The following is a 25327-nucleotide window of genomic DNA, read 5'->3' on the forward strand; positions in this document are numbered from 1 at the left end:
TGCTAGCATCGCAGCGCTAAGCGATGCCACTAAAAGTAATAATATGGAGACCAGAACGATGCGGTATTTTGTAACGAACGAGCCGGGCAAACCGGTTGCCGTCCAACTCGGAAAACTCGCCGCCGCCTGCGCGCTGGCGCTCGCCGCGCTGGGCGGCGTGCACGCGCCGGCGCACGGCGCCGACGCCCATCCCGGCTGGCCCGGCGCCGGCCAGCTGTTCGTCGGCACCTGCTACCAGCCAGTCGACCGCAGCCGCGAACAGATCGGGCGCGACATCGACCTGATGAAGCAATCGGGCTTCAAGGTGGTGCGCATGGGCGACCTGTCGTGGGACTATTTCGAGCCGTCCGAGGGCAAGTTCGAATTCGCCGAGTTCGACTGGATCATGGACCGCATGCACGCCGCCGGCATCCAGGTCATCCTCGACATCCCCGGCCAGCCGGCGCCGCTGTGGCTGCACCACCGCTATCCCGGCGTCGACCTGGTCAGCCAGCAGGGCACGCGCCTCGACCCGGCCGAGCGCTACATGGACAATAACAGCGATCCCGACTACCAGCGCCTGCTGACCCGCCTGGCCGACACGCTGACCAAGCGCTACGCCCACCATCCGGCGCTCAAGATGATCGGCTACAACAACGAGATCGGCAACGGCTACCTTTCGTACTCGGAGGCGGACCGCAAGCGTTTCATCGTCTGGCTGCAAAAGAAATACGGCACCATCGCCGCGCTCAACAAGGCCTGGGCCACGCAGCGCTGGTCGCGCAAGATCAACGTCTGGGACGAGGTGCGCCTGCCGTACGCCGACGGCCCCGGCCCGTTCGAGCGCCAGCTGGACCTGCGCCGCTATTGGTCCGAGGTCAACATCGGCGTGCTCAAGGGGCTCGACGCGGTGCGCCGCAAGAACACGCCGGACAAGCCGGCCATGTCCAACCTGTGGGACAGCGCCGGGCGCAAGGGCTTCGACTACCTGTCCACCTACCGCGGGTACGCCAACTACGGCGCGATGGGCTTCTATCCGGGCGAGCCGGTCGGCGCCGGTTTCGAGGCGCTGATGATGAAGGCCGGCATGTCGACGCCGATCTGGTTCAACGAATTCACCGCCGGCGGCCCCGGCTACTACGGCACCAAGGGGCGCTCGCGCATGTGGGCCCACTTCGGCCTGTTGCTGGGGTCGCAGGCGGCGATGGCGTGGACCTACAACAGCCACCTGGGCGGCGAGGAGCAAGCGCTGTTCGGCCTGCTCGACCATGACGACCGGCCGTCGTGGAAGCTGGCCGAGTTCGCCACCATCGCGGCCGACTTCGCCAAGCTGGAAAAGCTCGGCTTCCCGCGCATGACCGCGCCGAAGGTGGCGTTCGCCTACTCATTCGACAATATGCAGGCGACCAACCCGGCCGGGCCGCAGGCGACCAACTCGGTGCGCCAGTATCTGACCACGCCTTACATGACGCAGGCGCACAACGCCTTCGCGCCGCTGTTGAAGGACAACATCGACGCGGCCGTCATCAACATCGCGCACGAGGACCTGGGCCGCTACAAGCTGCTGGTGGTGCCGGGCATGTACCTGCTCGACCGCGCCGCCACGGAGGCGATCCGCAAGTTCGTCGGCGATGGCGGCACCGTCATCATGACCGCCGTCTCGGCCAAGGTCGACGGCAACAACCAATGGCACGCCACGCCGTTGCCGGGCGGCCTGACCGACGTCTTCGGCCTGCGCACAAACGAGTTCTACAACGGAGGCACCCTGGTCACCCGGATCGGCGACGAGGAGGTCAAGGGCTCGAACGGCCACTACGAGGTGCTGGAGCCGTCGACCGCCGAGACGCTGGCGCGCTTTTCCAACGTCGACGGCACGCCGCCGTCGATCACCGTCAACCGCTACGGCAAGGGACGGGCGATCTATGTCGCCACGCCGGCCCAGCGCGAGATCATGGGGCCGCTGTACCGCCAGCTGTACGCCAGCCTGGGCATCGTGCCCGGACCGAAGACGCCCGACGGCGTCTACGCGCGCGCCGTCGACGGCCGCGTGCTGTATGTCAACACCACCGCCGAGGCGAAGGACGTGGCGATCGATGGCGCCATGACGGGCGTGCTCTCGGGCAAGCAGTTTTCCGGCACGCTGCGGCTCGAGCCGCTGGGCGTCGACTTATTGGGGAAATAATCCATGAAACGAAACGCACTCGTTGCGGCGCTGGCGTTGGCGTTCGCGCCGACGGCCATCGCCGCCACCCCAACCATTCCGTATGCGACCGAACACGTCATCGCGCCGGGCGATACCGACGCCGTGATCGCCGAGAAGGCGGCCAAGGTGCTGCCGCGCCCGAACCAGAGCGCGTGGATGCGGCTCGAGCGCACCTTCTTCCTGCACTTCGGCGTCAACACCTTCAACCAGGTGGAGTGGGGCAGCGGGCGCGAGGACCCGGCCATCTTCAACCCGCCCGCGCTGGACGCCAAGCAGTGGCTGCGCTCGGTCAAGCAGCTCGACGGCAAGATGCTCGTGCTGGTGGCCAAGCACCATGATGGTTTCGCCATGTGGCCCAGCCGCTACACCGGGCACTCGTCGGCGGCCAGCCCCTGGCGCGGCGGCAAGGGCGACCTGGTGCGCGAGGTGGCCGACGCCGCGCGCGCCGACGGCGTCAAGCTGGGCATCTACCTGTCGCCGGCCGACCTGTACCAGTTGCGCACCAACCCGGTCAACCCGGCCGGCTACTACGGCAACGGCAGCCCGAAACTGAAAACGACGATCCCCACCGATCCCGCCAGCTTCAAGGGCGACCCGTCCAAGGGCCGCGCGCCGGCGCCGGGCTTCAAGTCCTACAGCTACGAGGTCGACGACTACAACCGCTACTTCCTCAACCAGCTGTACGAGCTGCTGACGCAATACGGCCCAGTGCACGAGGTCTGGTTCGACGGCGCCAATCCGGACCCGAGCGTGCAACAGGCCTACGACTACGGCGCCTGGTACGACCTGATCCGCAAGCTGCAGCCCGACGCCGTCATCATGGGCAAGGGGCCGGACGTGCGCTGGGTCGGCACGGAAAGCGGCTACGGCCGCACCACCGAGTGGAGCGTGGTGCCGCTGCCGACCGCGCCGGGCGATTTCACCTGGCCCGACATGCACGGCGACCTCGGCCACCGGGCGCAGCTCACGCCGGGCTCGCACCTGTGGTGGTATCCGGCCGAGACCAACGTCACGATGCTGGCCAACGGTCAATGGTTCTGGGCGCGCGACAAGCGTCCGCGCCCGGTCACGCAGCTGGTGGACATCTACTATTCGTCGATCGGCCGCAACGGCAACCTGATCCTGAACCTGTCGCCCGACAACCGCGGCCTGGTGCCGGACGACCAGGTCCAGGCGCTCGGCCAGATGGCGGAAATCGTCGACACCACCTTCGCCACCAATCTGGCCGCCGGCGCCAGGGTGACGGCCGACCAGGCGGCGCGCGGCCACGGCGCCACGTCCGCGCTGGATGGCAAACTCGACACCTGGTGGGAGGCTGCCGGGCGCGACGGCGGCGCGCTGACCTTGACCATGCCGAAAGCGGTCAAGTTCGACGTCGTGTCGCTGCAGGAGGCGGTCGACCGGCGCGGACAGCGCATCGAATCGTTCGTCATCGAGACCTGGAACGGCGCCGCGTGGGTGGCGGCCGAACCGATCGCCTCGGATGCGCTGACCACGGTCGGCCACCGGCGGCTGGTGCGCCTGCGCGCGCCGGTCAGCACCGACCGCGTGCGGGTGCGGATCACCGGCGCGCGGCTGCATCCGACCCTGGCCGAGGTGGGACTGTATCTGCAATCGACCGATCTGCTGCCGCCGGTTATCGCCGAGCGCGACGCCGACGGCAAGGTGGCGCTCAGCCATCCGGCCGGCGGCGCCATCGTCTACACCACGGACGGCACGGCGCCCCGTGCCGGATCGCCCGTCTATGGCGCGCCGCTGGCGGTGGCGAGCGGTGTGGTCAAGGCCGCGCGGGTGCTGCCCGGCGGCCGGCTCGGCGTCGTCGGCACGCGCGATTTCATAGGATTGTCGCCGCGCGGTTGGCAGGTGGTGGTGGCCGATGGCGACGCCGGCAACGCGGCGCTGGCCATCGACGGCGATCCGGGCACGTATTGGGAGGGGCAGTGGACGGCCGAGACCAAGGCGCCGCGCGCGGTCACGGTTGACATGGGCCAGCGGCGGCGGATCGCCGGCGTGGTGTATCTGCCGCGCCAGGACGGACAGCTTAACGGTACGGTGGAGAATTTCCGTTTCGAGGTCAGCGAGGATGGTGTGCGCTGGACGACCGCCATCGAGCGTGGGACGTTCGCCAATGTGCGCAATAATCCGGATTTGCAGCAGGCGCGCTTTGCGCCGGTGCGGGCGCGCTATTTCAGGTTCACGGCGCTGGATGATGTGTGGCGCAATGGCTGGACCAATGCGGCGGAGTTGTCGGTTATTCCGGCCGAGGGGGAGTGATTGGGGGAGGTGAGGGGCCGTTGGCGGCACTTCGATGGCGGATTACGCTTCGCTAATCCGCCCTACGTGATTCCAGATTGATTCGGGTGCGGCGGGGGGGCTTCCGCGCTAGGTTGCGTGCGGTGGCCGCTCCGTCGCGGAGATACGTAGGGCGGATTAGGCGGAACGCCGTAATCCGCCATCGACGAGCCGCCAACACGCCCGCGTTACCCGTTCGCTTCTTACTTCGCGCTTTCCTCGACGATGGCCAGATCCCACGGCGCCAGCGTCACCTTGTCGTTCGACCCGACCCGCCCCGACGTCAGCAGGTTGGTGCCACCCCGGTGCCGGTAGTCGAAGCTCACTTCCTCGCCCGAATAGTTGAAGTAGTAATGCACCGCGCGACCGAAGCTGTTGACACCCGAACGCGCCCGCACCTTGGCCGGCAGCTGCTGGTCCGGTCCCGTCAACCCCGCCTCCTGCAGCACCGAGCGCACCACCTCCGTCTGCAGCTTGTCCGACAGGTAGGTGCCCTCGTAGACCACCTTGCCGGCGCCGTACTGGTTCGACGTGATGGCCGGCCAGCGTCCGAAGAACGGGTGGTCGTAATAGGCCAGCGCCTTGGCCGTGTCCAGCTGCAGGAACTCGGCCCAGTGCCGCACCGTGTTTTCGCCACCCGTCTTATACGGATCGTCCTTCAGCTTGAGCGGCTGCGCCAGGTTGGAAAACTCCTGGTAGTGGAAGCCGAGCGCCTCGCGCAGCGGCCCAGGCGCCATGGTCCAGCGCACCGCCGTGTTCTCGTTGGTGAAGCCGCTCTTGAAGGTCATCAGCACGCGGCCGCCCTTGCGGATGTAGTCGTTGATGCGCGCCAGCAGCGCGTCGTCGGCCACGTACAGCGACGGCACGATCAGCACCTTGTACGCCGAGAAGTCCTGCGCCTCCGGGAACACGAAGTCGGCGCTGACGTTCAGGTCGTACAGCGAGCGGTGCAGCTGGCGCACCAGCGAGCCGTAGTCGGCCTTGCTGCCGCCGCCGCCCCATTGCGAATCCTTGGCGAACGGCATGTCGTTGAGGGCGTTGAGCGAGTCGCGGCTCCACAGGATGGCGACGTCGCTGCGCAGCTTGAGGTTGGCCAGGCGCGGGCCGATCTTTTGCAGCTCATGGCCGGTGCGGCTCATCTCCGCGTAGGCGCGGTTCGGCTCGAGGTCGTGCGACAGCACGCCTTTCCAGTAGGTTTCCTGGTTGGCGTGGATCGACGCCCAGTGCCAGTACTCGACCATGTTGGCGCCGTTCGACAGGTGCGTGTAGACGTCCTCGCGGAACTGGCCGTCGTACGGCGGGTACTGGAACGAGGAGCTCCAGTCGGTGGTCTGGGCGTTGGTCTCGATGACCAGGAAGTTGCCGCGCTTGAGCGCGCGCGTGAAGTCCGCCTGCAAGGTCTGCTGGGCGCCGTCGTACTGCTCCTGCGGCGACCAGTGGTAGATGTTGACGCCGGCGACGTCCAGCGCGGCGGCCACCGCGCCCTCGTTGACGTCGCTGTGCATGGCGCCGGCGAAGTCGTGGGTGACGAACTGGCGCGGCGAGGCGTGCTCGCGCACCAGCGCCGATTGCCAGCTCAGGAAGTCGGTCACGCGCATCTGGCTCCAGCGCGACCATTCGAGCTTGTAGCCGGTGCTTTGCGCGCCGTCGGCGGTGGGCAGGTCGGCCCAGCTGTGCAGGTCCTGGCCCCAGTAGTTCAGGAACCAGGCCTTGCTGAGGTTTTCGGGCGTGTCGAACTTTTTCTCCAGGTAACGCTGGAAGCCGACGAACACGTCGTCGTTGCTGGCGCCGTAGCTCGACGTTTCGTTGTCGACCTGCCAGCCGATGACGGCCGGGTTGTCCTTGTAGCGCGCGACGATGCGGCGGATCAGCCGTTCGGCGTAGAAGCGGTAGGCCGGGGCGTCGGTGTTCATGTTCTGGCGCATACCGTAGTTGTTGCGCACGCCGTTGGACTTGCGCGCCAGGATCTCCGGATGCTGGCGCGCCATCCACGCCGGCAGCGAGTAGGTCGGCGTGCCCATGATGACCTTGATGCCGGCCTTGCCCATGGCGTCGATCACGCGGTCCATCCAGGCGTACTCGAAGCGGCCGTTCTCCGGCTCCCACAGGCTCCATGTCGATTCGCCCAGGCGCACCACGTTGAAGCCGGCCGCCTTGATCATCGCCACGTCCTTGTCGAGGCGGTCGGTGGGCATGTATTCGTGGTAGTAGGCGGCTCCGTACAGGATGGTTGGAAACTCGGGCGGCGTCGCGCTGGGGGCGCGCACCGTGGCTGGCGCGGCCAGCGCGGCGGAGGCGATCGCCAACGACGACGCTACGAGTAGAACTGTTCGCTTAAGCAGCATGAAATCTCCCTGGTGAATGTTGGTCCGTCCGCCGATGCGCCGCCGGCGGCCGTTTTCGTAGGGCGGATTAGGCGGAACGCCGTAATCGGCCATGCGTGCGTCGCCGGGACGCATGCATGGCCGATTACGCTGCGCTAATCCGCCCTACGTGGTTTAGAGGAACTCTTGGTTTGGCGGTCATTTTGACGGCCTGCCCCACCGGCTGCAATTACTAAGTTCACCAACCGCCGCAATGATTTTGCGGGGCACGGGGTTGCCAGATTGTGTGATTTTGTTGTCCGGACTGGTGATTTTTGGACTTGTTGCGCTCGGGTGTCGTGAACAGAATGGCCGCTTGCATCTTGTACCAAGACCATAAAAATTGGAGACAGCCCGAATGAACACCCTTCAAAGGACGGCCATAGCGGCCGGCGTGGCGCAGTTTCCCGACGATTGCCAATCCCTCATCGATCCACGCATATGAAAAAATTAAACCGCTTGACTGCCCTGTGCGCGCTGTCCTGGCTCGCCGCCAACGCCGGGGCCGCCGCGCCGTCGGCCACCCCCTACCTGCTGCAGAAGGACGGCCGCCATGCGCTGATCGTCGACGGCAAACCGTTCACGATGGTCGGCGTGCAGACGCACAATTCCAGCAACTACCCCGACGCCCTCGGGCAGGTATGGGACGCGGTCAGGGACGCCCACGCCAACACGCTGGAGATCCCGGTGGCGTGGGAGCAGATCGAGCCGGTCGAGGGCAAGTTCGATTTCAGCTATGTCGACACGCTGGTCGAGCAGGCGCGCCAGAAGCAGGTGCGCCTGGTGCTGCTATGGTTCGGCACCTGGAAGAACACCAGTCCGCAATACACGCCCGAGTGGGTCAAGTTCGACAACGCGCGCTTCCCGCGCATGCTGGACAAGGACGGCAAGGTGACCTATTGCCTGTCGCCGCACGGCGAGGAAACCATGAAGGCCGACAAGCGCGCCTTCGTCGCCCTGATGACGCATCTGAAGAAAATCGACGAGGCGCGCGCCACCGTCATCATGGTGCAGGTCGAAAACGAAGTGGGCACCTACGGCAACGCGCGCGACTACGGGCCCAAGGCGGAGGCCGCGTTCAGGCGGCAGGTGCCGCCGGCGGTGCTGGCACATAAGAAGCCGCCGGTCGCCGGCGCGGCCGCCGGCACCTGGACCGAGGTCTACGGCCCCTACGCCAGCGAGTATTTCCACGCCTATGCGATCGCCAGCTACATCGAGGAGATCGCCAAGGCCGGGCGCGCCGTCTACAACCTGCCGATGTACGTCAACGCCGCCCTGCGCGACCCGCTCGAGCCGATGGCGCCGTGGAAAGGCAATTTCGCCAGCGGCGGGCCATCGTACGACGTGATCGACATCTACAAGGCCGCCGCGCCGCATATCGACGTCGCCGCGCCCGACCTGTACGCGTCCGACTCGGACCGGGTCGCGTCCAACCTGGAGCGCTTCCAGCGCGGCGACAACGCGCTGTTCGTGCCGGAGATGGGCAACGCGCCGGTCTACGCGCGCTACGTCTACCAGATCCTGGGGCGCGGCGCGATCGGTGTGGCGCCGTTCGGTGTCGATTATGCCGACTACAGCAATTATCCGCTCGGGAACAAGCTGACGGACAAAACCATGGTCGAGCCGTTCGGCAAGATCTACGCGGCGTTCCGCCCCATGGAGCGGCTGTGGGCCGGCTGGGCGCTCGAGGGGCGCACCCGGGGCGTGGCCGAGAGCGACGCGCGCAAGCCGCAGACCATGGCGTTCAAGGACTGGGGCGTGACGGTCTCGTTCCGCCAGTGGCAGATGGGCGAGCAGCCCGAGTCGGCCGACATGAAGGACATCCCGGCCGGCACCGAGTCGCCCAGTGGCGGCGTGGCCGTGGCCCAGATCGGCGAGGGGGAATTCATCGTGTTCGGGCAGCACGCCCGCGTCAAGTTCCACGGCACCGGCGCCAACGCCGGCAAGCCGGCCATGTTCGCGCGCGCCGAGGAGGGGCGTTTCGACGCCGACGGCAAATGGGTCATGCAGCGCAACTGGAACGGCGACCAGACCGACCATGGCCTGAATCTGACGGGACGCCCGACCGTGCTGCGGGTCAAAATGGGCACCTACTGAGCGCGACGCCATGTATATCTCCGGGAGATCCGAGAAGGCCATCCGCGGCACGCCGCCGCGCCGCCACCGGCGCGTTAGAGCGCCTGTCCGAGGCGCTTTTCCAGCTGGCCGCGGAAGGTCCGGCTGACTTTGGCGCGTCCGCCGTGCTTGAGCACCACCTCGAACTCGCCGTGCGAGATCGATTCCAGATGCAGGATGCTCTCGAGATTGACGATCGCCGAGCGGTGGATGCGCACGAAATGGGCCGGGTCCAGTTTGTCGGCCAGCAGGTGGATGGGCGCGCGGTACAGCGTCGCCTTGCCGCCGATGTACAAATTGACGTACACGCCCACCGCCTCGATCCAGTCGATGTCGGCCGCCTTGACGAATTGCGTCGTGCCTTCCGACTTGACCACCAGCCGGTCCCAGCGCTCCGGTTCGGCGGCGCCGCTCTGGCGGCGTTCGTCGAGCCGCTTGCCGATGCGCGTCATCGTCGCCTCGAAGCGTTCGTCGCTGAAGGGCTTCAACAGGTAATCGAGGGCGTTGGCCTCGAAGGCGTTGATCGCGTGGTGGTCGTAGGCGGTGACGAACACCGTGACGGGCATGCGGTCCAGACCGACGGCGTCGACCACGCTCAGGCCCGACTGGCCGGGCATCTGGATGTCCAGGAACACCACGTCGGGGCGCCGGCTCTCGATCAGCCGCACCGCCGAGTCGCCGTCGGCGGCCTCGATGATCTCGGCCACGTTGGCGACGTTGCGCAACAAGTCGCCGAGGCGGCGCCGCGCGGGCGCCTCGTCGTCGGCAACCAGGGCGGTCAATGGCTTCATCGATGGCGTGGGCATGCTTGACCTCTTTCTATATGGCGAACGGTAATGAAATGCGCGCTTCGGTGCCGCCGCTGGCGTGCCGCCCGACGTCGAACTCGTATTCTTCCGCCGAGTACATGGCCGACAGCCGATCGCGCGTCACGCTCAAGCCCAGTCCCTGCGGCGCCGCCATGTGCCAGTCCGGCGGCAGGCCGACGCCGTCGTCGGTCACGCGGATGTCGACCCGGTCGCCGGCGCGCCGCGCCGAGACGGACACGCGGCCACCGGTGACGCGCCCGGCGATGCCGTGCCTGATGGCGTTTTCCACCAGCGGCTGCAGCAGCAGCGATGGAATGCACGCCTGCTCGACGTCCGGCGCGATGTCCAGCGTGACCCGCAGGCGGTCTTCGAAGCGCATCCGGTGCAGCGCCAGGTAATGGTCGAGGAAGGCCATTTCCTCGGCCAGCGTGACTTCCTGGCGGTTGCGCGTGGCCAGCGACAGGCGCAGCAGGTCGCCCAGGTGCTCGATCATCTTGCGCGCCAGCTTGGGCTCATGTTCGACGTAGGCGGAAATGCCGTTGAGCGAATTGAACAGGAAATGCGGGTCGAGCTGCATGCGCAACGCGTTGAGCCGGGTCTCGAGGAAGCGGCGCTCCAGGCGTTCGAGCTTGAGCGCGTCGACCACATGGTGGCGGTAGTATTGGTAGGCCTTCAGCGAGCCGAGGATCACGCAATGTACGAGCACGGCCCATAAAAACCAGTCGAGCACGCCGATCATCTCGACCCACGGGTTCCAGCTGTTGAGGCCAACGACATACTCGAGCGGCGCCACGATGATGGTGTAGAGCGCCGGCAGCGCGATCCCGAACAGGATATGGGCGGCCAGCATTTGCAGCGGCGGCTTGCCGCTGGCGGAGAGCCGGTCGTCGAATTTCTTGATGAGCGGCGCTAACAATCCCCACAACCACCAATTGATCATGCTGGCGAGCAGCGCCTTGTAGCCGTTGCCGCGCGCGAGATAAGGTATCGCGAACACGAGCCCCATGGCCGACCAGGCGCCGACGGCGACGAGCAGGCGCGTTCTCCGACGTTTCAATATGCATCCTTCCGTTGTGACTTGGAATTTTACCGCAATCGATGGGAGGTTCAGCGCTTGTTTTCGTTGCCAATCAGGTATTTCAGCTGAACTGACTTTCATTTTGTCATGAACAGGTCATTGTCGAGAAATAGACTAGGCGCTTCACTATTTTTCGAGCACCAGTCCCATGAACGAACACGGCAAAAGCAAATCCCCGCAGACCATCACCGCAGCCGGCGACGCGCCGCGGCCACAGCGCCGCACCTTGCTCAAGATGGGCCTGGCCTCGGCGTCCGGCCTGTCGGTCGGCGGCCTGCTGGCCGGTTGCGGCGGTGGCAACAGCGACATCGGCAGCGCCGGCGGCGGCACCGCGCCGGTCGTGGTGCCGCCGAGCACGCAGATTTCCAGCTTCGCGCTGGCCGTGTTGCCGGACACGCAGTTCTACTCGCGCTACGCCACCTCGTCGGAAAGCAGCCAATACCAGCGCCACTACGGCAACGAGCCGTTCGCCGCGCAGACCAACTGGGTGGCGCGCAACGCGGCGGCGCTCAACATCCCGTTCCTGATCCATCTGGGCGACGTGGTCGACCAGGTCGGCAAGCCGGAGCAGTGGAAGGTGGCCGACAGCGCCATGCAGGTGCTGGAAGTGGCCAAACTGCCGTACTCCATCCTGGCCGGCAACCACGACGTCGTCAACGACCTCGACTACACCGGCGACCAGAGCAAGGGCACGGACGCGCAGCGCGTGCTGGCCAACGAGCCGTACCTGCAATGGTTCGGCACCAAGCGCGCGCAGCGCCAGGCCACCTTCGGCGCGCGCGACAGCAGCGGCTTCCACGAGTACCACATCTTCACCGCGCAGGAGCAGAAATTCATGGTGCTGTCGCTGTCGTGGCGCATCTCCGACGCCGGTATCGCCTGGGCGCGCAAGGTCATGGCCGACAATCCGACCCTGCCCGTGATCCTGGTCAACCACCAGCTGCTGAACATCGCGGCCGACGCCCTCAGCCCGCTGGAAACCGACTACGGCAAGATGCTGTGGGAAAAACTGATCCGCGACAACGACCAGATCTTCATGACCTTGAACGGCCACCACCATGGCGCCGCGCACCTGACCAAGACCAACAACTTCGGCAACCCGGTCGAGGAAATGGTGGTCGACTACCAGATGGACTACCAGGGCGGCAACGGGTTGATGCGCCTGTACGAATTCGACCTGACCAACAACCAGATCAAGGTGCTGTCGTTCTCGCCGTGGGTGCCGATGAAGCCGGCCGACACGCTCAACGCCTTCGACCGCGCGGTGCTGACCGAACCGAACGAGGCGTTTACCATCAACATCAACTTCGCCAAGCGCTTCGCCCGTTTCAACACCACCTTTGGCACCGGCAAGGCGACGGTGGCGTCGTCGCTGGTCGAGCAGGCCAAGGCGATCGTACTCAAGGGCTACACCGAGCCGGCCGTGGTCGCGCCGGTGGCGCCGAAGGACGCGGACGACTATCCCAAAGTGGCATCGACGGTGGCGCACTGGCGCTTCTTCGGCGGCGCCGAGGGCACGTCGGTGGCGCCGGGCGCGCGCATCGCCGACGTCACCGGCGCCAATCCGTTGACGCGGGACGCGCTCAACAAGGGCGGCATCGTCGGCGCCGAGGCGGGCGACATCGTCTGGAGCAGCGACCGCCACCGGCTGTCGTCGGCGCCCGGGTCGGTCAGCTTCATCAACACCGACAAGAACGTCCCGCGCCTGAGCTATTTCGTCACCGATCCGTCGGCCGCGATCAACGCCCAGACGTTCGCCAAGACCGGCTACACGATCGAAGCGTTCGTCAAGATCAACCAGGCGTGGGACAAGACCAAGCACGCGTGGATGAACATCATGACGCGCGACGGCAAGCGCGGCGACCTGGCCGGCTTCGACGGCGGCGATCCGGAGTCGCCGCCGCTGCTGTTCGCCATCTCCAGCCTGCGCGAAGTGCAGTGGGAAGTGGTGCCGGACGTGAGCGGCGCGCGCGACGCGATGGCCAACTGGTCGGGCGAGATCATCGCCGGCACTTGGGTGCACATCGCCATCGTCAACGATCCGGTCACGCACGACACGATCATGTACGTGGAAGGCGCGCCGGTGCTGCGCAACAGCAGCAACGTGGTCGGGCTGGCGACGCTGTCGGCGTCGTCGCAGTGGGTGGTCGGTGGCGGCTCGTGGGATGGCGCGCGGGCGGATGGCTTCTTCGGTAATATCGGCGAGGTGAGGGTGGCCGCCGCCGCGCTGGCGCCGGCGCAGTGGTTGACCGCGCGGCGAACGGTGTAACCACCTGAAGGACCATGTAAGGTCATCTAAAACACGTAGGGCGGATTAGCGAAGCGTAATCCGCCATGCATGCGCCGTTGGCGGCTCAAAGATGGCGGATTACGGCGTTCGCCTAATCCGCCCTACGTGTATCCGTTGTCCGTCATAAATCCGCGAGCGTGGCCCGGGTACGGGCGGCCTGTTCGCGTAACGCTTGCCGGGTCGGCTCGTCCATCCGTTTGATTTGCAGATACACCATGTTGAGCCGGTTGTTCTTGCCCAGCGATTCGCGATTGCGGTCAAAGAAATCCCAGTACAGCGCGTTATAGGGGCAGGCCTTCTCGCCGATCCGCGCCTTCTTCTCGTAGTGGCAGCCCTTGCAGTAATCGCTCATGCGGTCGATATACGCCGCGCTGGACACATACGGTTTGGTGGCCAGCAGGCCGCCGTCCGCGTACTGGCTCATGCCCAGCGTGTTGGGCAGCTCCACCCACTCGAACGCGTCGATGTACACGCCCAGATACCATTGATGCAGCTGGTACGGCGACAGCCCGGCCAGCAGCGAGAAATTCCCGATCACCATCAACCGGTTGATGTGGTGGCTGTGCGCGTGCTCGAGCGACTGGCCGATCGCCGTCGCCATGCAGCGCATGCGCGTCTCGCCGGACCAGAACCAGTGCGGCAGCGGCGCCGTGTGCTTGAAGACGTTGAGCCGGTCGTAGCCCGGCATCCGGTGCCAGTAGACGCCGCGCACATACTCGCGCCAGCCGAGTATCTGGCGGATATAGCCTTCGGCCGACGCCAGCGGCACGGCGCCGTCGCGCCACGCCGCCTCCACGCGTTCGATGACGGTGCGCGGATCGAGCATCTTGCTGTTCATCGCGAACGACAGCAGCGAATGGAACAGGCGCCAGGCCTTGAAGCTCATCGCGTCCTGGAAATGGCCGAAATGCGGCAGCGCGTGCTTGACGAAGCGCTCCAGCTGTTCCAGCGCCTCGTCGCGGCTCAGCGGCCAGGCGAAATCGTCGGCGTTCGGTTGGCCGAAGCTGCGGGCGCCGGCCGCCTGTATCGTGTTCCATAAGGCGCTGTGGTCGTGGCGCCCGCGCAGGTCGGCCGGCTCCCATGGCATGCCTTTCCAGGCTTCGCGGTTGTCGTGGTCGAAGTTCCACTGGCCGCCGGCGGGCTTGCCGGTCTCCGACACCAGCACCTTGTGGCGCAGGCGCATGTGGCGGTAAAAGCGCTCCATCAGCCAGTTCTCGTGGCCGTCGAACAGGCGGGCCGCCTCGTCGCGGGCGGTGTAGAAATGTTCGGTGTCGTCCATCGTCGACGGGATGGACAGGCCGGCGGCGTAGTCGGCCAACTGACGGTCCAGGCGCCATTCGTCCGGCGCTTGCCAGTGGAAGGCCGCCGCGTTGTAGCGCGCGATCAGGTGATCGAGGTTGGCCGGCAGCGATTGACGGTTGTCGGCATCGTCGATGGCCAGATAGTGGACGCGGTGGCCGTCGGCGCGCAGCCGCCGCGCCATGTCGCGCATGGCGGCGAAGATGGCGATGATCTTTTGCGCGTGATGCAGCACGTAGTCGGTTTCCTGACGGACCTCCATCATGACGAAGACCACGTCGTCGCGCGCCTGCGCGAACCAGCTGTGCCGGCAATTGAGCTGATCGCCCAGGATCAGCTTGAGTGTGGGTTGGCTTGTGCGGTTCATGCGGACACCTTAGAGGATGCGCAAACCTCCGTCCAGCGCGCGCATCGCGATCCGGCATCAAAAATGGTACAAAGACGGTTCAATTACTTCTGATTTACGTAGGGCGGATTAGGCGGCACGCCGTAATCGGCCATTGATGAGTGGCCGGCGGCGCATGCATGGCCGATTACGCTGCGCTAATCCGCCCTACGTGTTTCCGCTGTCACGCGCGGTGCATCTCAGGCGCGGCCCAGCACCGCGGCCGCCGCCATCAACTCGTCGATCAACGCCAGCGAGCTTTTGCCCGACAGCGAATGCGGGTCGAACTCCGCCGTTGCCGAGTAGCGCAGCAGCGTGCCCGGATTGAGCTTGTTCAAATTGGTCTGCCCCATGGTCCAGCCGGAGTAGCGGCGCTCGCAGATCTCCTCGTAATGCAGCAGCACCACGTCGGTGTGGCGCGTGTCGCGCAGGATTTTTCCGTACAGGCGGTTGACCTGGTCGCGCCCGCCCTCGATCACCTGCAGGTACGAGCGGTCGCTGTGGCATAGCACGCCGGTGATGCCGTGCTTGGGGTTGTAGGCATGCGATTGCTGCATGATGGCGGTGACCGCGCCCGTGTGGGTGTCAACGGCCGCGCGGCTGGCGTACAAGAGTCGGACGAGCATTCGTATTCTCCGGTGATATCAGCGTTTGATCAGTGACAGGAACTCGCGCCGCAGCGCCGGGTCCTTGAGGAAGGAGCCGTGCATGACGCTGTTGATCATGCGCGCATCCATATCCTTGACGCCGCGCCACTGCATGCAAAAGTGGTCCGCCTCCATGATAACGGCCAAGCCGTCCGGCTGCATCTTTTCTTGCAGCAGATCGGCCAGCTGCACCACCGCTTCTTCCTGGATCTGCGGCCGGCTCATGATCCAGCTGGCCAGGCGCGCATATTTGGACAGGCCGATCAGGTTCGAGTGCTGGTTCGGCATGACGCCGATCCAAACTTTACCGATCACCGGGCACAGATGGTGCGAGCAGGCGCTGCGCACCGTGATCGGGCCGATGATCATCAACTCGTTCAGGTTGGCGGCGTTGGGGAACTCGGTCACCGGCGGCATATCGACGTAGCGGCCGCCGAACACCTCGGTCATGTACATCTTGGCGACGCGGCGCGCGGTGTCCTGCGTGTTATGGTCGCTGACGGTGTCGATGACCAGGCTTTCCAGCACCTTCTGCATATGGCCGCTGACCTCGTCCAGCAACTGATCCAGCTCGCCGGGCTCGATGTAGGCGGCTATGTTGTCGTTGGCGTGAAAGCGCGTGTTGCTGGCGACCAGACGCGCGCGGATGCGCTCGGAGGCGGTGGTGGTGGCAGGGCGATATGCCGGTGGCTGCTCGGTGGTCATGCGGTAGTCCAATCAGAAATTCAAATAAAAAAGTGCGGCGGCGGTTGCGATGCGGTCAAAAGCCGTCGGGCAGCGGCAGGCCCTCCGCGTACGCCAGCCGTTCCAGCGCCTGCTCCATCATCACGCGCGCGTGTCCGGCGCTGCGGGCGAGGTCTTCGTGCAGCGCCGCGTCGGCCGCGTTGCGGGTTTGGCATTGGAGGCTGTAGCGTTCGAAACTCGCCAGCATCGTCAGTATATCCGCCAGATGGCGCGGGCACTCACAATTGATGCTGGAGGAGGATGCCGCCAGCGCCGCCAGCGCCTGGTCGTCGAGGCGGCGCGGCGCCGCCGCCGTGGCCGGGCCGGGAGGCGGCCGCGCCGCGCCGGTCAGCGCGGTGCCGCATAAGACGGCCACTTCGGCGGGGTCGGATGGCGCGCGCGCCACCAGACAGCCATGTTCGCGCAGGCGGCGCACGGTGGCGCTGTCGCAGAAGCGGTACAGCACCACCACCGTGCGCACCTGCATCGCGCGGCGCGCGGCCTGGATTTGCGGCAGCGCGTCGGCGCTCATTTCGGACGATTCGATCAGCAGCACGTCGGCCGTGACGCCGGCCATGGCTTCGGCCGCGCCTTCGAGCTGCGCGCAGCTGGCGACGATGTCGAGCCCCGGCGAGGTGCGGATGGCGCTTAGCCGGCGCGCCAGCGCGGCGCCGGCGACGGCGAGCGTCAGCGTTTGCGTGGCGGCTCCCGAAGGCGTCGGGGAGGGCGCGGCGCCGGCCAGGGCGATCAGTTCGTCGGCGTCGAGCCGCGCGACCGTGCCGATCGCGTGCCCCTGGTCGACCACGCGTTTGAGCAGGCCAAGCCGGCGGACTTGGTCGGCCGAGTACAGGCGCTGGCCGTGCGGCGAGCGGTCGACGTCGGAGACGCCATAGCGGCGCTCCCATACCCGCAGCGTTTCCACCGGCAGGCCAGCCAGTCGCGCCGCCACGCCGCTGCGGTAGCCGGTGGGCTTCGTTTCTGGTTTTTGTTCCTGTTCCGGTTTTGGCATGTCGGTCCCTTTTTGTGTGTTGTGATTCGCATTTTAGCAGTTTGCGGGTCACTGTGTGGTTTGAACCGATATTGAACCGGCTTAAATGTGCTTTCGGCTTCTTTCGACTCCAGCTTCTCCTTATACTCGGGCCTTGGATACGGTGTTGGCGGCTCTTGGCGGATTACGCCGTGCCGGCTAATCCGCCCTACGTGGAACTCGTCATAATTTATTAAGGAAGTCATTGTCATGCCTCATACGCGCCTTAACGTGGCGGTGGTCGGGGCCGGGTTGGCCGGCTTGTCTTGCGCGCGGCATCTGCAAAACGCGGGCTGCCGTGTGACCTTGTTCGAGAAGGCGCGCGGACCCGGCGGCCGCATGAGCACCCGCCGTGCCGACGGCTGGCAGTGCGATCATGGTGCACAGTATTTCACGGTGCGCGACAACGCCTTCCGCGACGAGGTCGCGCGCTGGGAGGCGGCCGGCGTGGCCGCGTTGTGGGAGCCGAGGATTGCCGTTATCGGCGGCGGCAAGGTGGAGCCGGACAGTGTCGCGCGCTTTGTCGGCGTGCCGCGCATGAGCGCTCCGGCGGCCTGGCTGGCGGCCGGCCTGCAGGTGCACAGCGGCGTTACCATCACACATATGCATCACGAGGCGGAGGGCTGGCGCCTGCATTCGAAGGAGCAGGGCTTGTACGCCGAGCCTTACGACGCGCTGGTGCTGGCGGTGCCGGCGCCGCAGGCGGCGGCGCTGCTGGAGCCGCTGCTGCCACTGACGGCGGTGCAGGCGAGCGCGGTCGCCATGCTGCCCAGTTGGACCTTGATGCTGCGTTTCGCGCGTCCCTACAAGCCGGGCTACGACGCCGCTTTCATCAACGACGGGCCGCTGCGCTGGATCGCGCGCGACAGCTCGAAACCCGGCCGCACCGGCAGCGAGGTGTGGGTGTTGCAGGCCGGCGCCGAGTGGAGCGCCGCGCATATCGAGGACGACGAATTGACGGTGACGGCGCTGCTGCTGGAGGCGTTTGCGGCGCTCGGCGGGCCGGCGCCGGATGCGGTCACCGCGCACCGCTGGCGTTACGCCAAGGCCGGCGCGGCGTCGTCGGGGCAGGCGGTGTGGCTGCCGGCGGTGGGGGTGGGCCTGTGCGGCGACTGGCTGGGCGGCGGCCGGGTGGAAGACGCCTGGCTTAGTGGACTGGCGCTGGCCGCCAAGGTGTTGACTAAAACTCCGTGCTTGCCGTGAGCGAAAGGCTGCGCGGCGCGCCCAGCACCAGATAGCCGCTGCCCTGCGCGCCGCCGGCCGAGGCCCAGTAGCTCTTGTCGGTCAGATTGTCGACACGCGCGCGCAGCGTGTAGGTTCGCCCGTCCAGATCCATCTCGAAGCGCGCGCCCGCGTCAAGCCGGTTCCACGACGGCAGGTTCTGGGTGTTGGCGGCGTTGACCGCCTGCGACGCCGTATGCAGCGCGCGCGCCGACAGGCTCAGGCCCGGCACGCCCGGCACGTCCCAGTCGACGCCCAGATTGACCTGCGACTTGGGCACGCCGATGACGTCCTTGCCGTCCGTCAGGCCGCCGGCGGTGCGCCGTTGCGAGGCGTCGAGCCAGGTCACGCCGCCCAGCACGCGCAGGCCGCGCAGCGGTTCGCCGAAGGCCGAGAGCTCGGCGCCACGGTTGCGCTGCTCGCCGTCGATGCCGAACACCTTGCTGGCCGGGTCCAGCACGCCCTGTGGCTGGGTGGTGGTGAACAGCGCGGCGTTGGCGCCGAAGCGGCCGCCGTCGTACTTCGCGCCCACTTCCTTCTGGCGCGATTTGTACGGGGCGAAAATCTGGCCGACGTTGACGGCGGTCGATCCGGCCACCGCGCCTTGTTGCAGGCTCTCGATATAGTTCGCGTACAGCGACAGCCGTTTCGACGCCTTGTAGACCAGCGCCGCGATCGGCGTGTTCGCGCTTTCGCTGTAGTCGGCGTTTTGCTTGCCGGTGTTGTAGGCGTAGCCTTGTTGTCCGATGCGTTGGTGGCGCACGCCGACCGTCAGCAGCACGCGGTCGTCGAGGAAGCCCATGCTGTCGGCCAGCGCGCCGCTGACCAGCTTGACCTTGTTGGTGGTGCGCGGATCGGACAGCGCGTTGCCGAATGTGGTCAACTGCGGCAAGGCCAGCGCCGCCGGGTTGTACAGCGACGTCGCCTGGTAGGCCGATGTGGCGTAGGCGTTGCGCGAATCGAGCTCGAAGCCGGTGGTGGTCAGCGCCAGCTTGTGGCTCACGGCACCGGTGCGCAGCGCCGCGCGCAGTCCCAGTTCGCCGGTTTGCACATGGTCCTCGCGGGCGTTGTCGAAGCGGCGGATGTTGCCGGCGCCGGTGGCCGCCGTCAGGTTCAGCGTGCTGGCCAGGCGGTTGAGTTCATGGCCGCGCCGGCCGCCGAACGAGGCCCACGCCACCACGTCCCTGGCCACGTCCCATTCTCCGCGCAGGGTGCCGAAGACATCGCGCTCGCTCGAGTAGTCCCACGGCTGGCCGAAGTTGGCGCCGCCGTCCGGCGCGGCGGGCACCGCCAGCCCGGCGGCGACGTTGACGGCCGGGCGGGCGTTGCGCATCCGGCTGTCCTGCCAACCCAGGTCGGCCGACAGCCGGAACCCGCGTCCGCGATAGTCGGCGCCCAGCGCGGCCAGTTGCAGCTCGCGGTGTTCGTCGTCGACGGCGGTGCCGCCCTTGCGCTGCACGGCGTTGAAGCGCACGCCGACGCGGTTCTCGTCGCCGAAGCGGCGCGCGATATCGGTGGCCAAATGGGTTTGCCGGCCCGATTGCAGGCCCGCGCTGATTTCGGTCAGCGGTTGGACCGGCGCGCGCTTGGGCAGCAGGTTGATGGCGCCGCCGATGCCGCCGCCGCTGGGCGAGGCGCCGTTGAGGAAGGTGTTCGCGCCCCGGAAGACCTCGACGCGCTCCAGCAGTTCGGCGGCGATGTACTGGCGCGGCAGCACGCCGTTCAAGCCGTTGTAGGCCAGATCGTCCGAAGGCACGGGAAAGCCGCGAATGACGTACAGCTCCTGGTAATTACCGAAACCGCGCGCCACGCGCACCGACGGATCGCTTTGCAGCACGTCGGCCACGCTGCGCGCCTGCTGGTCCTCGATGAAGCGTTGCGTGTAGTTGGTGCTGTTGAACGGCGTGTCCATGCTGTCCATGTTGCCAAGCAGGCCGACGCGCCCGCCCTTGGCGACCTGGCCGCCGGCGAATGCTTTCGACAGCCCGGCAGCCGAGGCGTCGGCGCTGGCGCTGATGACGACCGTTTGCGGTTCGGCTTCGGTTTGCGCCTGCGAGGGCAGGGCGTACAGCGAGGAGAGGACGCACAACGTCAGCGGCTTTAATACAGGAGGCATGGAAAGGTCTGTGGATGAGAATGATTGTTATTATCATTCAAATCCACGGAGCTGTACACTCCCACTTATGGGATAGCCGGCGGCGCCACGCCCTGGACGCCGGCCAGGCCGAGGATGGTGAGCATGACGTTCTGCGGTCCGGTGTGGGCATTCTTCGGCGACCACCACTCGTTCTTTTCGGAGTGGTAGCCACCCGAGCTGCCGCCGCCGGACATCGTGATGGCCGGGATGCCAAGGCTCATCGGCAGGTTGGCGTCGGTGGAGTGGGCGCTGTCGAGCGCCGCCGGCCGGCCTTGCGCGGTGGCCGCCGCCAGCGCCAGTTTGACGATGGTCGAATCCTTGGCCATCTGGCCGGCGGGCCGGTCGCCGATCAGTTTTATCTCGGCGGTGATGGCCTTGCTGTTCCAGCGTTGGTTGGTGTCGTCCACGCCCTGCTGGATCGCCGCCTTGATCTGTTGTTCGACCTTGGCCAGCAAGGGCGCGTCGGCCGAGCGGATGTCGATCAGCAGGCTGGCCTCGGCGGCGATGCTGTTGACCGATTGCCCGCCCTGGACCACGCCGACGTTGAAGGTGACCTTGGGTTCGGCCGGCACGCGCACCTCGTCGATGCGGGCGATGGCGCGGCCGGCCGCGTGCACCGCCGACGGCAGGCCGAAGCCTTCGTAGCTATGGCCGCCCGGACCGCGCAGCGTGACCTTGAAGCGGCGGCTGCCGGTACCGATGTGGGTGACCGGGTCGCCGTCCGCGCCCAGCGCCGGTTCCAGGCCGACGAAGGCCTTGATGTCCTTGCGTTGGTTGAACAGGTGCTTGACGCCTTTCAGATCGCCCAGGCCTTCCTCGCCGACGTTGGCGCAGACCAGGACGTCGCCCTCGGTGGCGATGCCGGCGTCGCGCATGGCGTTGACGATGGTGAGCATGGCCGCCAGCGAGCGAGCGTTGTCGGCGATGCCCGGCGCGTACAGGCGGCCGTCCTTTTCGCGTACGGTCAGGTCGGTGCCGGCCGGGTAGACCGTGTCGAGATGGGCCGCCAGCACGATGGTCGGACCTTTGCCGCTGCCGCGCCAGGTGCCCAGCACGTTGCCCGCGTCGTCCAGGTGCACGTCGCGCAGGCCGGCGGCCTTCATGCGCGCCAGGTAGTCGGCGGCGCGCGCGCCTTCGGCGAAGGTCGGCGCCGGGATGGCGTTGATGGCCAGCGTGTTGGCGGTGGTGGTCGGCTCGTTCTTTTCGATATAGGCCAGCGCCTGTTTCACCGCCGGCTGCGCGGCGATGCGCGCCATGCCGCGGTCCTGGTCCTGGTTCTGGGCCTGGTTCTGGGCCTGGGCCTGGGCCTGGGCCTGCAGCGCGAGCGTCAGGGCGGTGGCGGCGATGGTGAGCAGCAGGGGGCTTGCGGGCATTGGGGTCCTGTTGGTTAGTGGAGGGTGGCGATCACCGCCAGCAAGCCGTCGACATCGAGCGGCTTGACGAAATAATGGTCGAAACCGGCGTCCCTGGCCAGCTCCTTGTCCTCGCGGCGGCCGTACCCGGTGACCGCCACTAGCGTGGCGTTGGCCGTTTGCGGCAGCTGGCGCAGTCCGCGCGCCAGGTCGTTGCCGCTGATGTCGGGCAGGCCGATGTCGAGCAGGCACAGTTGCGGCCCGATCGCCTGGGCGATCTCCAGCCCGGCGTGGGCGGTGTGGGCCACGAAGACCTCGTGGCCGACCGTTTCAAGCAGCAGCTGCAGCGTTTGGGCGGCGTCGATGTTATCGTCGACCACCAGCACCCGCAGCCTGGTTTGCGGCTTGGGCACCGGCTTGGCCGATGGCGGCGATTGCGGGCCGGCCGAACCGGGCAGCGTGATGGTGAACGTGCTGCCTTTCTGGTCGCCGCCGCTGTCGACGGCCACCGTCCCGCCGTGCAGTTCGACCAGCGTCTTGACCAGCGCCAGCCCCAGTCCCAGCCCGCCCTGCGAGCGGTCCGGATTGCGGTCGGCCTGGGCGAACAGCTCGAACACGCGGCCGCGCAATTCCTCCGACATGCCGATGCCGTTGTCGCTGATGATCATCTTGACCCGCTCCGTCTCGGCGCGCACCTGCAGGCGGATGGTGCCGCCGGCCGGCGTGTACTTGGCCGCGTTGTTGAGCACATTGACCAGCACCTGCACCAGCCGTTTATGGTCGCCCATGACTTGCAGCGGCGTTTCCGGCAGCGCCAGCTCGAAGCGGTGCTGCTTGGCGCGCATCATCGGGTCGGCCTGTTCGACGGCGTCGGCGATGACGTCGGTCACGTTCAGCGGCACGCGCGTCAACGTCACCAGGCCGCGCGTGACGCGCGAGACGTCGAGCAGGTCGTCGACCAGGCGCGTCATGTGGGTGACCTGGCGCACGATGATGCCGGCGGTGCGCTCGACCGCCTGCGGGCTGGCGTTGCCGCTCTGGAGCAGCTGGGCGCCGGCGCTGATCGGCGCCAGCGGGTTGCGCAGCTCGTGCGCCAGCATCGCCAGGAATTCGTCCTTGCGCTGGTCGGCCTGGCGCAGCTGGGTCTCGGCCTGCAGGTGCTGCAGCTCCTTCTCCTGCAGCGCGGCGGCCATGGCGTCGAGCGCGCGCGCCAGTTCGCTGATCTCCTCGTTGCCGTAGGCGATGCCGCTGCGCGCGCCCAGCGAGCCGGAGGCGATGCTGTTGGCGGTGGTGGCCAGCCGCTTGACCCGGCGCAGCACCAGCACGTCGCCGACGAACCACGCCGCCAGCAGCGCCAGGATCAGCGTCGCCGACAGCGCCAGCAGGTCGAGCTTCTGGTCGCGCCGCGCGGCCCGGGTGATGTCGTCGGCCGGGATGCCGATCGTGACGATGTAGTCCGACAGCCCCTTGGCGCCGACGCGGGCGAAGCGGTGCAGCCGTTCGACGCCGTCCGGCCCGGTCAGCAGCACCGGCTTGCCCGGTTCGCCGGCCATCGCCGCGCGCATTTCGGGCCACACCTGCTTGCCGTACCATTGTTCCGGATGGGGCTTGCGGGCGATGATCAGGCCCTCGGAGTCGGCGGTCATCAGCAGCGAACCGGGTGGCAGCTGGATATCGGCGACGAAGCGATCGAGCTTGGTCAGGTCGAGCGCGGCGAACAGCACGGCCTGCACCTGCTGGCCCTCGTCGAGCAGCGGATAGGTGAGGTTGACGGTGTGCTTCTGGATCACCCGGCCGAAGACGTAGCCGCCGGCGACGAAACGGCGCAAATGGACGGCGCGGCGGAAATGCGTGCGGTCGCCCAGGTTGACCGGGGTCTTGGACGGGATGGCGCTGCAGGTGACGTCGCCGTTGAGCTGGATCAGGCCGAAGTTGGCGTAGTCGGGGTTTTGCCGCTGTATGCCGGCCAGCAGGCGGCTGCAATGGGCCTGGTCGCCCGTCAGATCGGGCACGCCGGCCAGGTCGCGCAGGATCTGGCGCGCGCTTTCGATCGATTGGGCCTCGTTGGCGGCGGCCAGGTTGGTCAGCCGCTGCAGATTTTCCTCGGCCACGCGGATGGCGTGTTCGCGTTCGCGCACGCCGCTGACGATGGTCATTACGGCGATCGGCGCGATCGCCAGCGCCACCAGCAAAATCAGCCGGCCGCGCAGCGTATTGAGTTGAAAAAGGAGGAAGGCCACAGCGGCTCAGTGGGCGCGGTAAAGCGCGTTGCCGAATTCGACGATGGACAGCACGCCGCGCCGCAGCGTGGCCACGTCGTCCGAGATGTAGCCGAGGCGGATGTGGCCCGGCACGCCCAGCGCCTCGCCCGGCATCACCGCCACCGAGCGCTCGGCCAGCAGCCGCTCGGCCAGCGCGTTGGTGTCCATGGTCAGCCGCGAGACGTCGGCCCACAGGTAAGGCCCGGAGGCGGGAGCGTGCATCGTCAGCCAGGGCAGGCCGGCGGTCAGCTCGAGCACCAGGTCGCGTCGGGCGCGGTAATCGGCCATCATGCCGGGCGGCTCGTCCGATTCGAAGGCCGCCGCCAGCGCCAGTTGGGTGAGCATCGGCGCGGCGGCCGTGATCGGGCCCTGCAAGGTCTCCATGGCCGTCACCAGCTGCGGCGGCGCCACCGCGAAACCGGCGCGCCAGCCCATCATCGCGTGGCTTTGCGAGGCCGAGAACAAGGTGACGACGCCCAGTTCGCGCCAGTCCGGGCGCGAGGCCAGGCTGACGTGGGCGCCGTCGAAGATCAGCTTCTCGTAGCTTTCGTCGACGATGGCGCGGGTGCCGGTGCGCTTGAGCCACGCGCCGACGCAGTCGATTTCGGCCGGCGTGAGCACCGCGCCGGTCGGGTTGTGCGGGTTGTTGATGATGAGGATGGCGGCCGGCGGCAGGCAGTCGAGCAGCTCGGTGGTGATGACGTCGGGCAGGTCGACCAGCACCGGTTGCAGCCCCAGCAGGCGGCTGGTGGCCACGTAGGCCGGCCAGTGCGGTTTGAAGATGATGACCCGGTCGCCCGGATCGGCCATCACGTACAGCGCCTGGTACAGCGCCTGTTTGGCGCCGTTGGTGACCAGGATGTCGGCCGGCGTGGCGTCGATGCGATTTTCCTTGACCAGCTTGGCGGCCAGCCGCGCGCGCACCGCCGCGTCGCCGACGACGGCGGTGTAGGCCAGCGCCGGCTGGCGCAAGCCCTCGCTGACGGCTTCGAGCACCGTCGCAGGGGCCTGGAAATGCGAGATCGCGATGGAAAAATCGATCACCTCCTCGCCGCCCGCCTTCATCGCCTCGACCCGGCCGTGCATGGCCGTCGTCGCGAGCGGCCTGGAACGGGCTATGCGTTGGGAAATTTCCATCTTGATATC

16 protein-coding genes are annotated in these 25327 nt (G+C 67.0%); 5 read left to right on the plus strand and 11 right to left on the minus strand.

Going from position 1 to position 25327, the window contains the following annotated elements:
• Positions 1 to 58: 58 nt before the first annotated feature.
• Positions 59 to 2161, plus strand: a complete 2103-nt coding sequence (locus tag JOD97_RS00590; protein WP_209712705.1) for a beta-galactosidase — start codon at positions 59 to 61, stop codon at positions 2159 to 2161.
• Positions 2162 to 2164: 3 nt separating this feature from the next.
• On the plus strand, positions 2165 to 4456 hold the full coding sequence (locus JOD97_RS00595) for an alpha-L-fucosidase (RefSeq protein WP_209712706.1): 2292 nt from the start codon (positions 2165 to 2167) through the stop codon (positions 4454 to 4456).
• 221 nt (positions 4457 to 4677) lie between these two features.
• On the opposite strand, the gene JOD97_RS00600 is transcribed toward JOD97_RS00595, so the two are convergent.
• On the minus strand, positions 4678 to 6819 hold the full coding sequence (locus JOD97_RS00600) for a beta-galactosidase (RefSeq protein ID WP_229264127.1): 2142 nt from the start codon (positions 6817 to 6819) through the stop codon (positions 4678 to 4680).
• A gap of 459 nt (positions 6820 to 7278) precedes the next feature.
• Here JOD97_RS00600 and JOD97_RS00605 point away from each other — a divergent pair, with 459 nt between their 5' ends.
• Positions 7279 to 8934, plus strand: coding sequence for a DUF5597 domain-containing protein (locus JOD97_RS00605; RefSeq protein WP_209712707.1), 1656 nt, complete (start codon positions 7279 to 7281; stop codon positions 8932 to 8934).
• A 74-nt stretch (positions 8935 to 9008) separates the two neighbouring features.
• Here JOD97_RS00605 and JOD97_RS00610 read toward each other — a convergent pair whose 3' ends face one another.
• On the minus strand, positions 9009 to 9758 hold the full coding sequence (locus JOD97_RS00610; protein ID WP_209712708.1) for a LytTR family DNA-binding domain-containing protein: 750 nt from the start codon (positions 9756 to 9758) through the stop codon (positions 9009 to 9011).
• 13 nt (positions 9759 to 9771) lie between these two features.
• Complete coding sequence (locus tag JOD97_RS00615) at positions 9772 to 10818, minus strand: sensor histidine kinase (RefSeq protein ID WP_209712709.1); 1047 nt, start codon at positions 10816 to 10818, stop codon at positions 9772 to 9774.
• Positions 10819 to 10987: 169 nt separating this feature from the next.
• Between JOD97_RS00615 and JOD97_RS00620 the strand changes: the two genes are divergently transcribed.
• A complete protein-coding gene (locus JOD97_RS00620) occupies positions 10988 to 13108 on the plus strand; it encodes a LamG-like jellyroll fold domain-containing protein (protein ID WP_229264128.1) in 2121 nt (706 codons plus the stop codon).
• 142 nt (positions 13109 to 13250) lie between these two features.
• Here the strand turns inward: JOD97_RS00620 and JOD97_RS00625 are convergent, their stop codons facing one another.
• The 4 genes from JOD97_RS00625 to JOD97_RS00640 form a co-directional block, all read right to left on the minus strand.
• Positions 13251 to 14795, minus strand: a complete 1545-nt coding sequence (locus JOD97_RS00625) for a cryptochrome/photolyase family protein (protein WP_209712710.1) — start codon at positions 14793 to 14795, stop codon at positions 13251 to 13253.
• 218 nt (positions 14796 to 15013) lie between these two features.
• Complete coding sequence (locus JOD97_RS00630; protein ID WP_209712711.1) at positions 15014 to 15439, minus strand: BLUF domain-containing protein; 426 nt, start codon at positions 15437 to 15439, stop codon at positions 15014 to 15016.
• 18 nt (positions 15440 to 15457) lie between these two features.
• Positions 15458 to 16165 (minus strand): GTP cyclohydrolase I, encoded by a 708-nt coding sequence (folE, locus tag JOD97_RS00635; protein ID WP_209712712.1) that lies wholly within the window; start codon positions 16163 to 16165, stop codon positions 15458 to 15460.
• Positions 16166 to 16220: 55 nt separating this feature from the next.
• Positions 16221 to 17192 carry a MerR family transcriptional regulator gene (locus JOD97_RS00640; RefSeq protein ID WP_209712713.1) on the minus strand — a complete coding sequence of 324 codons (972 nt, stop codon included), beginning with the start codon at positions 17190 to 17192 and terminating at the stop codon, positions 16221 to 16223.
• Between the two features lie 228 nt (positions 17193 to 17420).
• Between JOD97_RS00640 and JOD97_RS00645 the strand changes: the two genes are divergently transcribed.
• Positions 17421 to 18413, plus strand: a complete 993-nt coding sequence (locus tag JOD97_RS00645) for an NAD(P)/FAD-dependent oxidoreductase (RefSeq protein ID WP_209712714.1) — start codon at positions 17421 to 17423, stop codon at positions 18411 to 18413.
• Here JOD97_RS00645 and JOD97_RS00650 read toward each other — a convergent pair.
• The 4 genes from JOD97_RS00650 to JOD97_RS00665 all read right to left on the minus strand — a co-directional run bounded on the left by JOD97_RS00650 (position 18391) and on the right by JOD97_RS00665 (position 25318).
• Entirely contained in the window at positions 18391 to 20547 is a 2157-nt protein-coding gene (locus tag JOD97_RS00650) for a TonB-dependent siderophore receptor (RefSeq protein WP_209712715.1), read from the minus strand. The two genes, JOD97_RS00645 and JOD97_RS00650, sit on opposite strands and share 23 nt — an antisense overlap.
• Before the next feature lie 65 nt (positions 20548 to 20612).
• Positions 20613 to 21941 (minus strand): M20/M25/M40 family metallo-hydrolase, encoded by a 1329-nt coding sequence (locus JOD97_RS00655; RefSeq protein ID WP_209712716.1) that lies wholly within the window; start codon positions 21939 to 21941, stop codon positions 20613 to 20615.
• A 14-nt stretch (positions 21942 to 21955) separates the two neighbouring features.
• Entirely contained in the window at positions 21956 to 24160 is a 2205-nt protein-coding gene (locus JOD97_RS00660) for an ATP-binding protein (protein ID WP_209712717.1), read from the minus strand.
• Positions 24161 to 24166: 6 nt separating this feature from the next.
• Positions 24167 to 25318 carry a pyridoxal phosphate-dependent aminotransferase gene (locus JOD97_RS00665; RefSeq protein ID WP_209712718.1) on the minus strand — a complete coding sequence of 384 codons (1152 nt, stop codon included), beginning with the start codon at positions 25316 to 25318 and terminating at the stop codon, positions 24167 to 24169.
• Between the last annotated feature and the right edge of the window lie 9 nt (positions 25319 to 25327).

It is taken from the genome of Duganella sp. 1411 (assembly GCF_017833525.1).
In the GTDB taxonomy this organism is placed as follows: domain Bacteria; phylum Pseudomonadota; class Gammaproteobacteria; order Burkholderiales; family Burkholderiaceae_D; genus Rugamonas.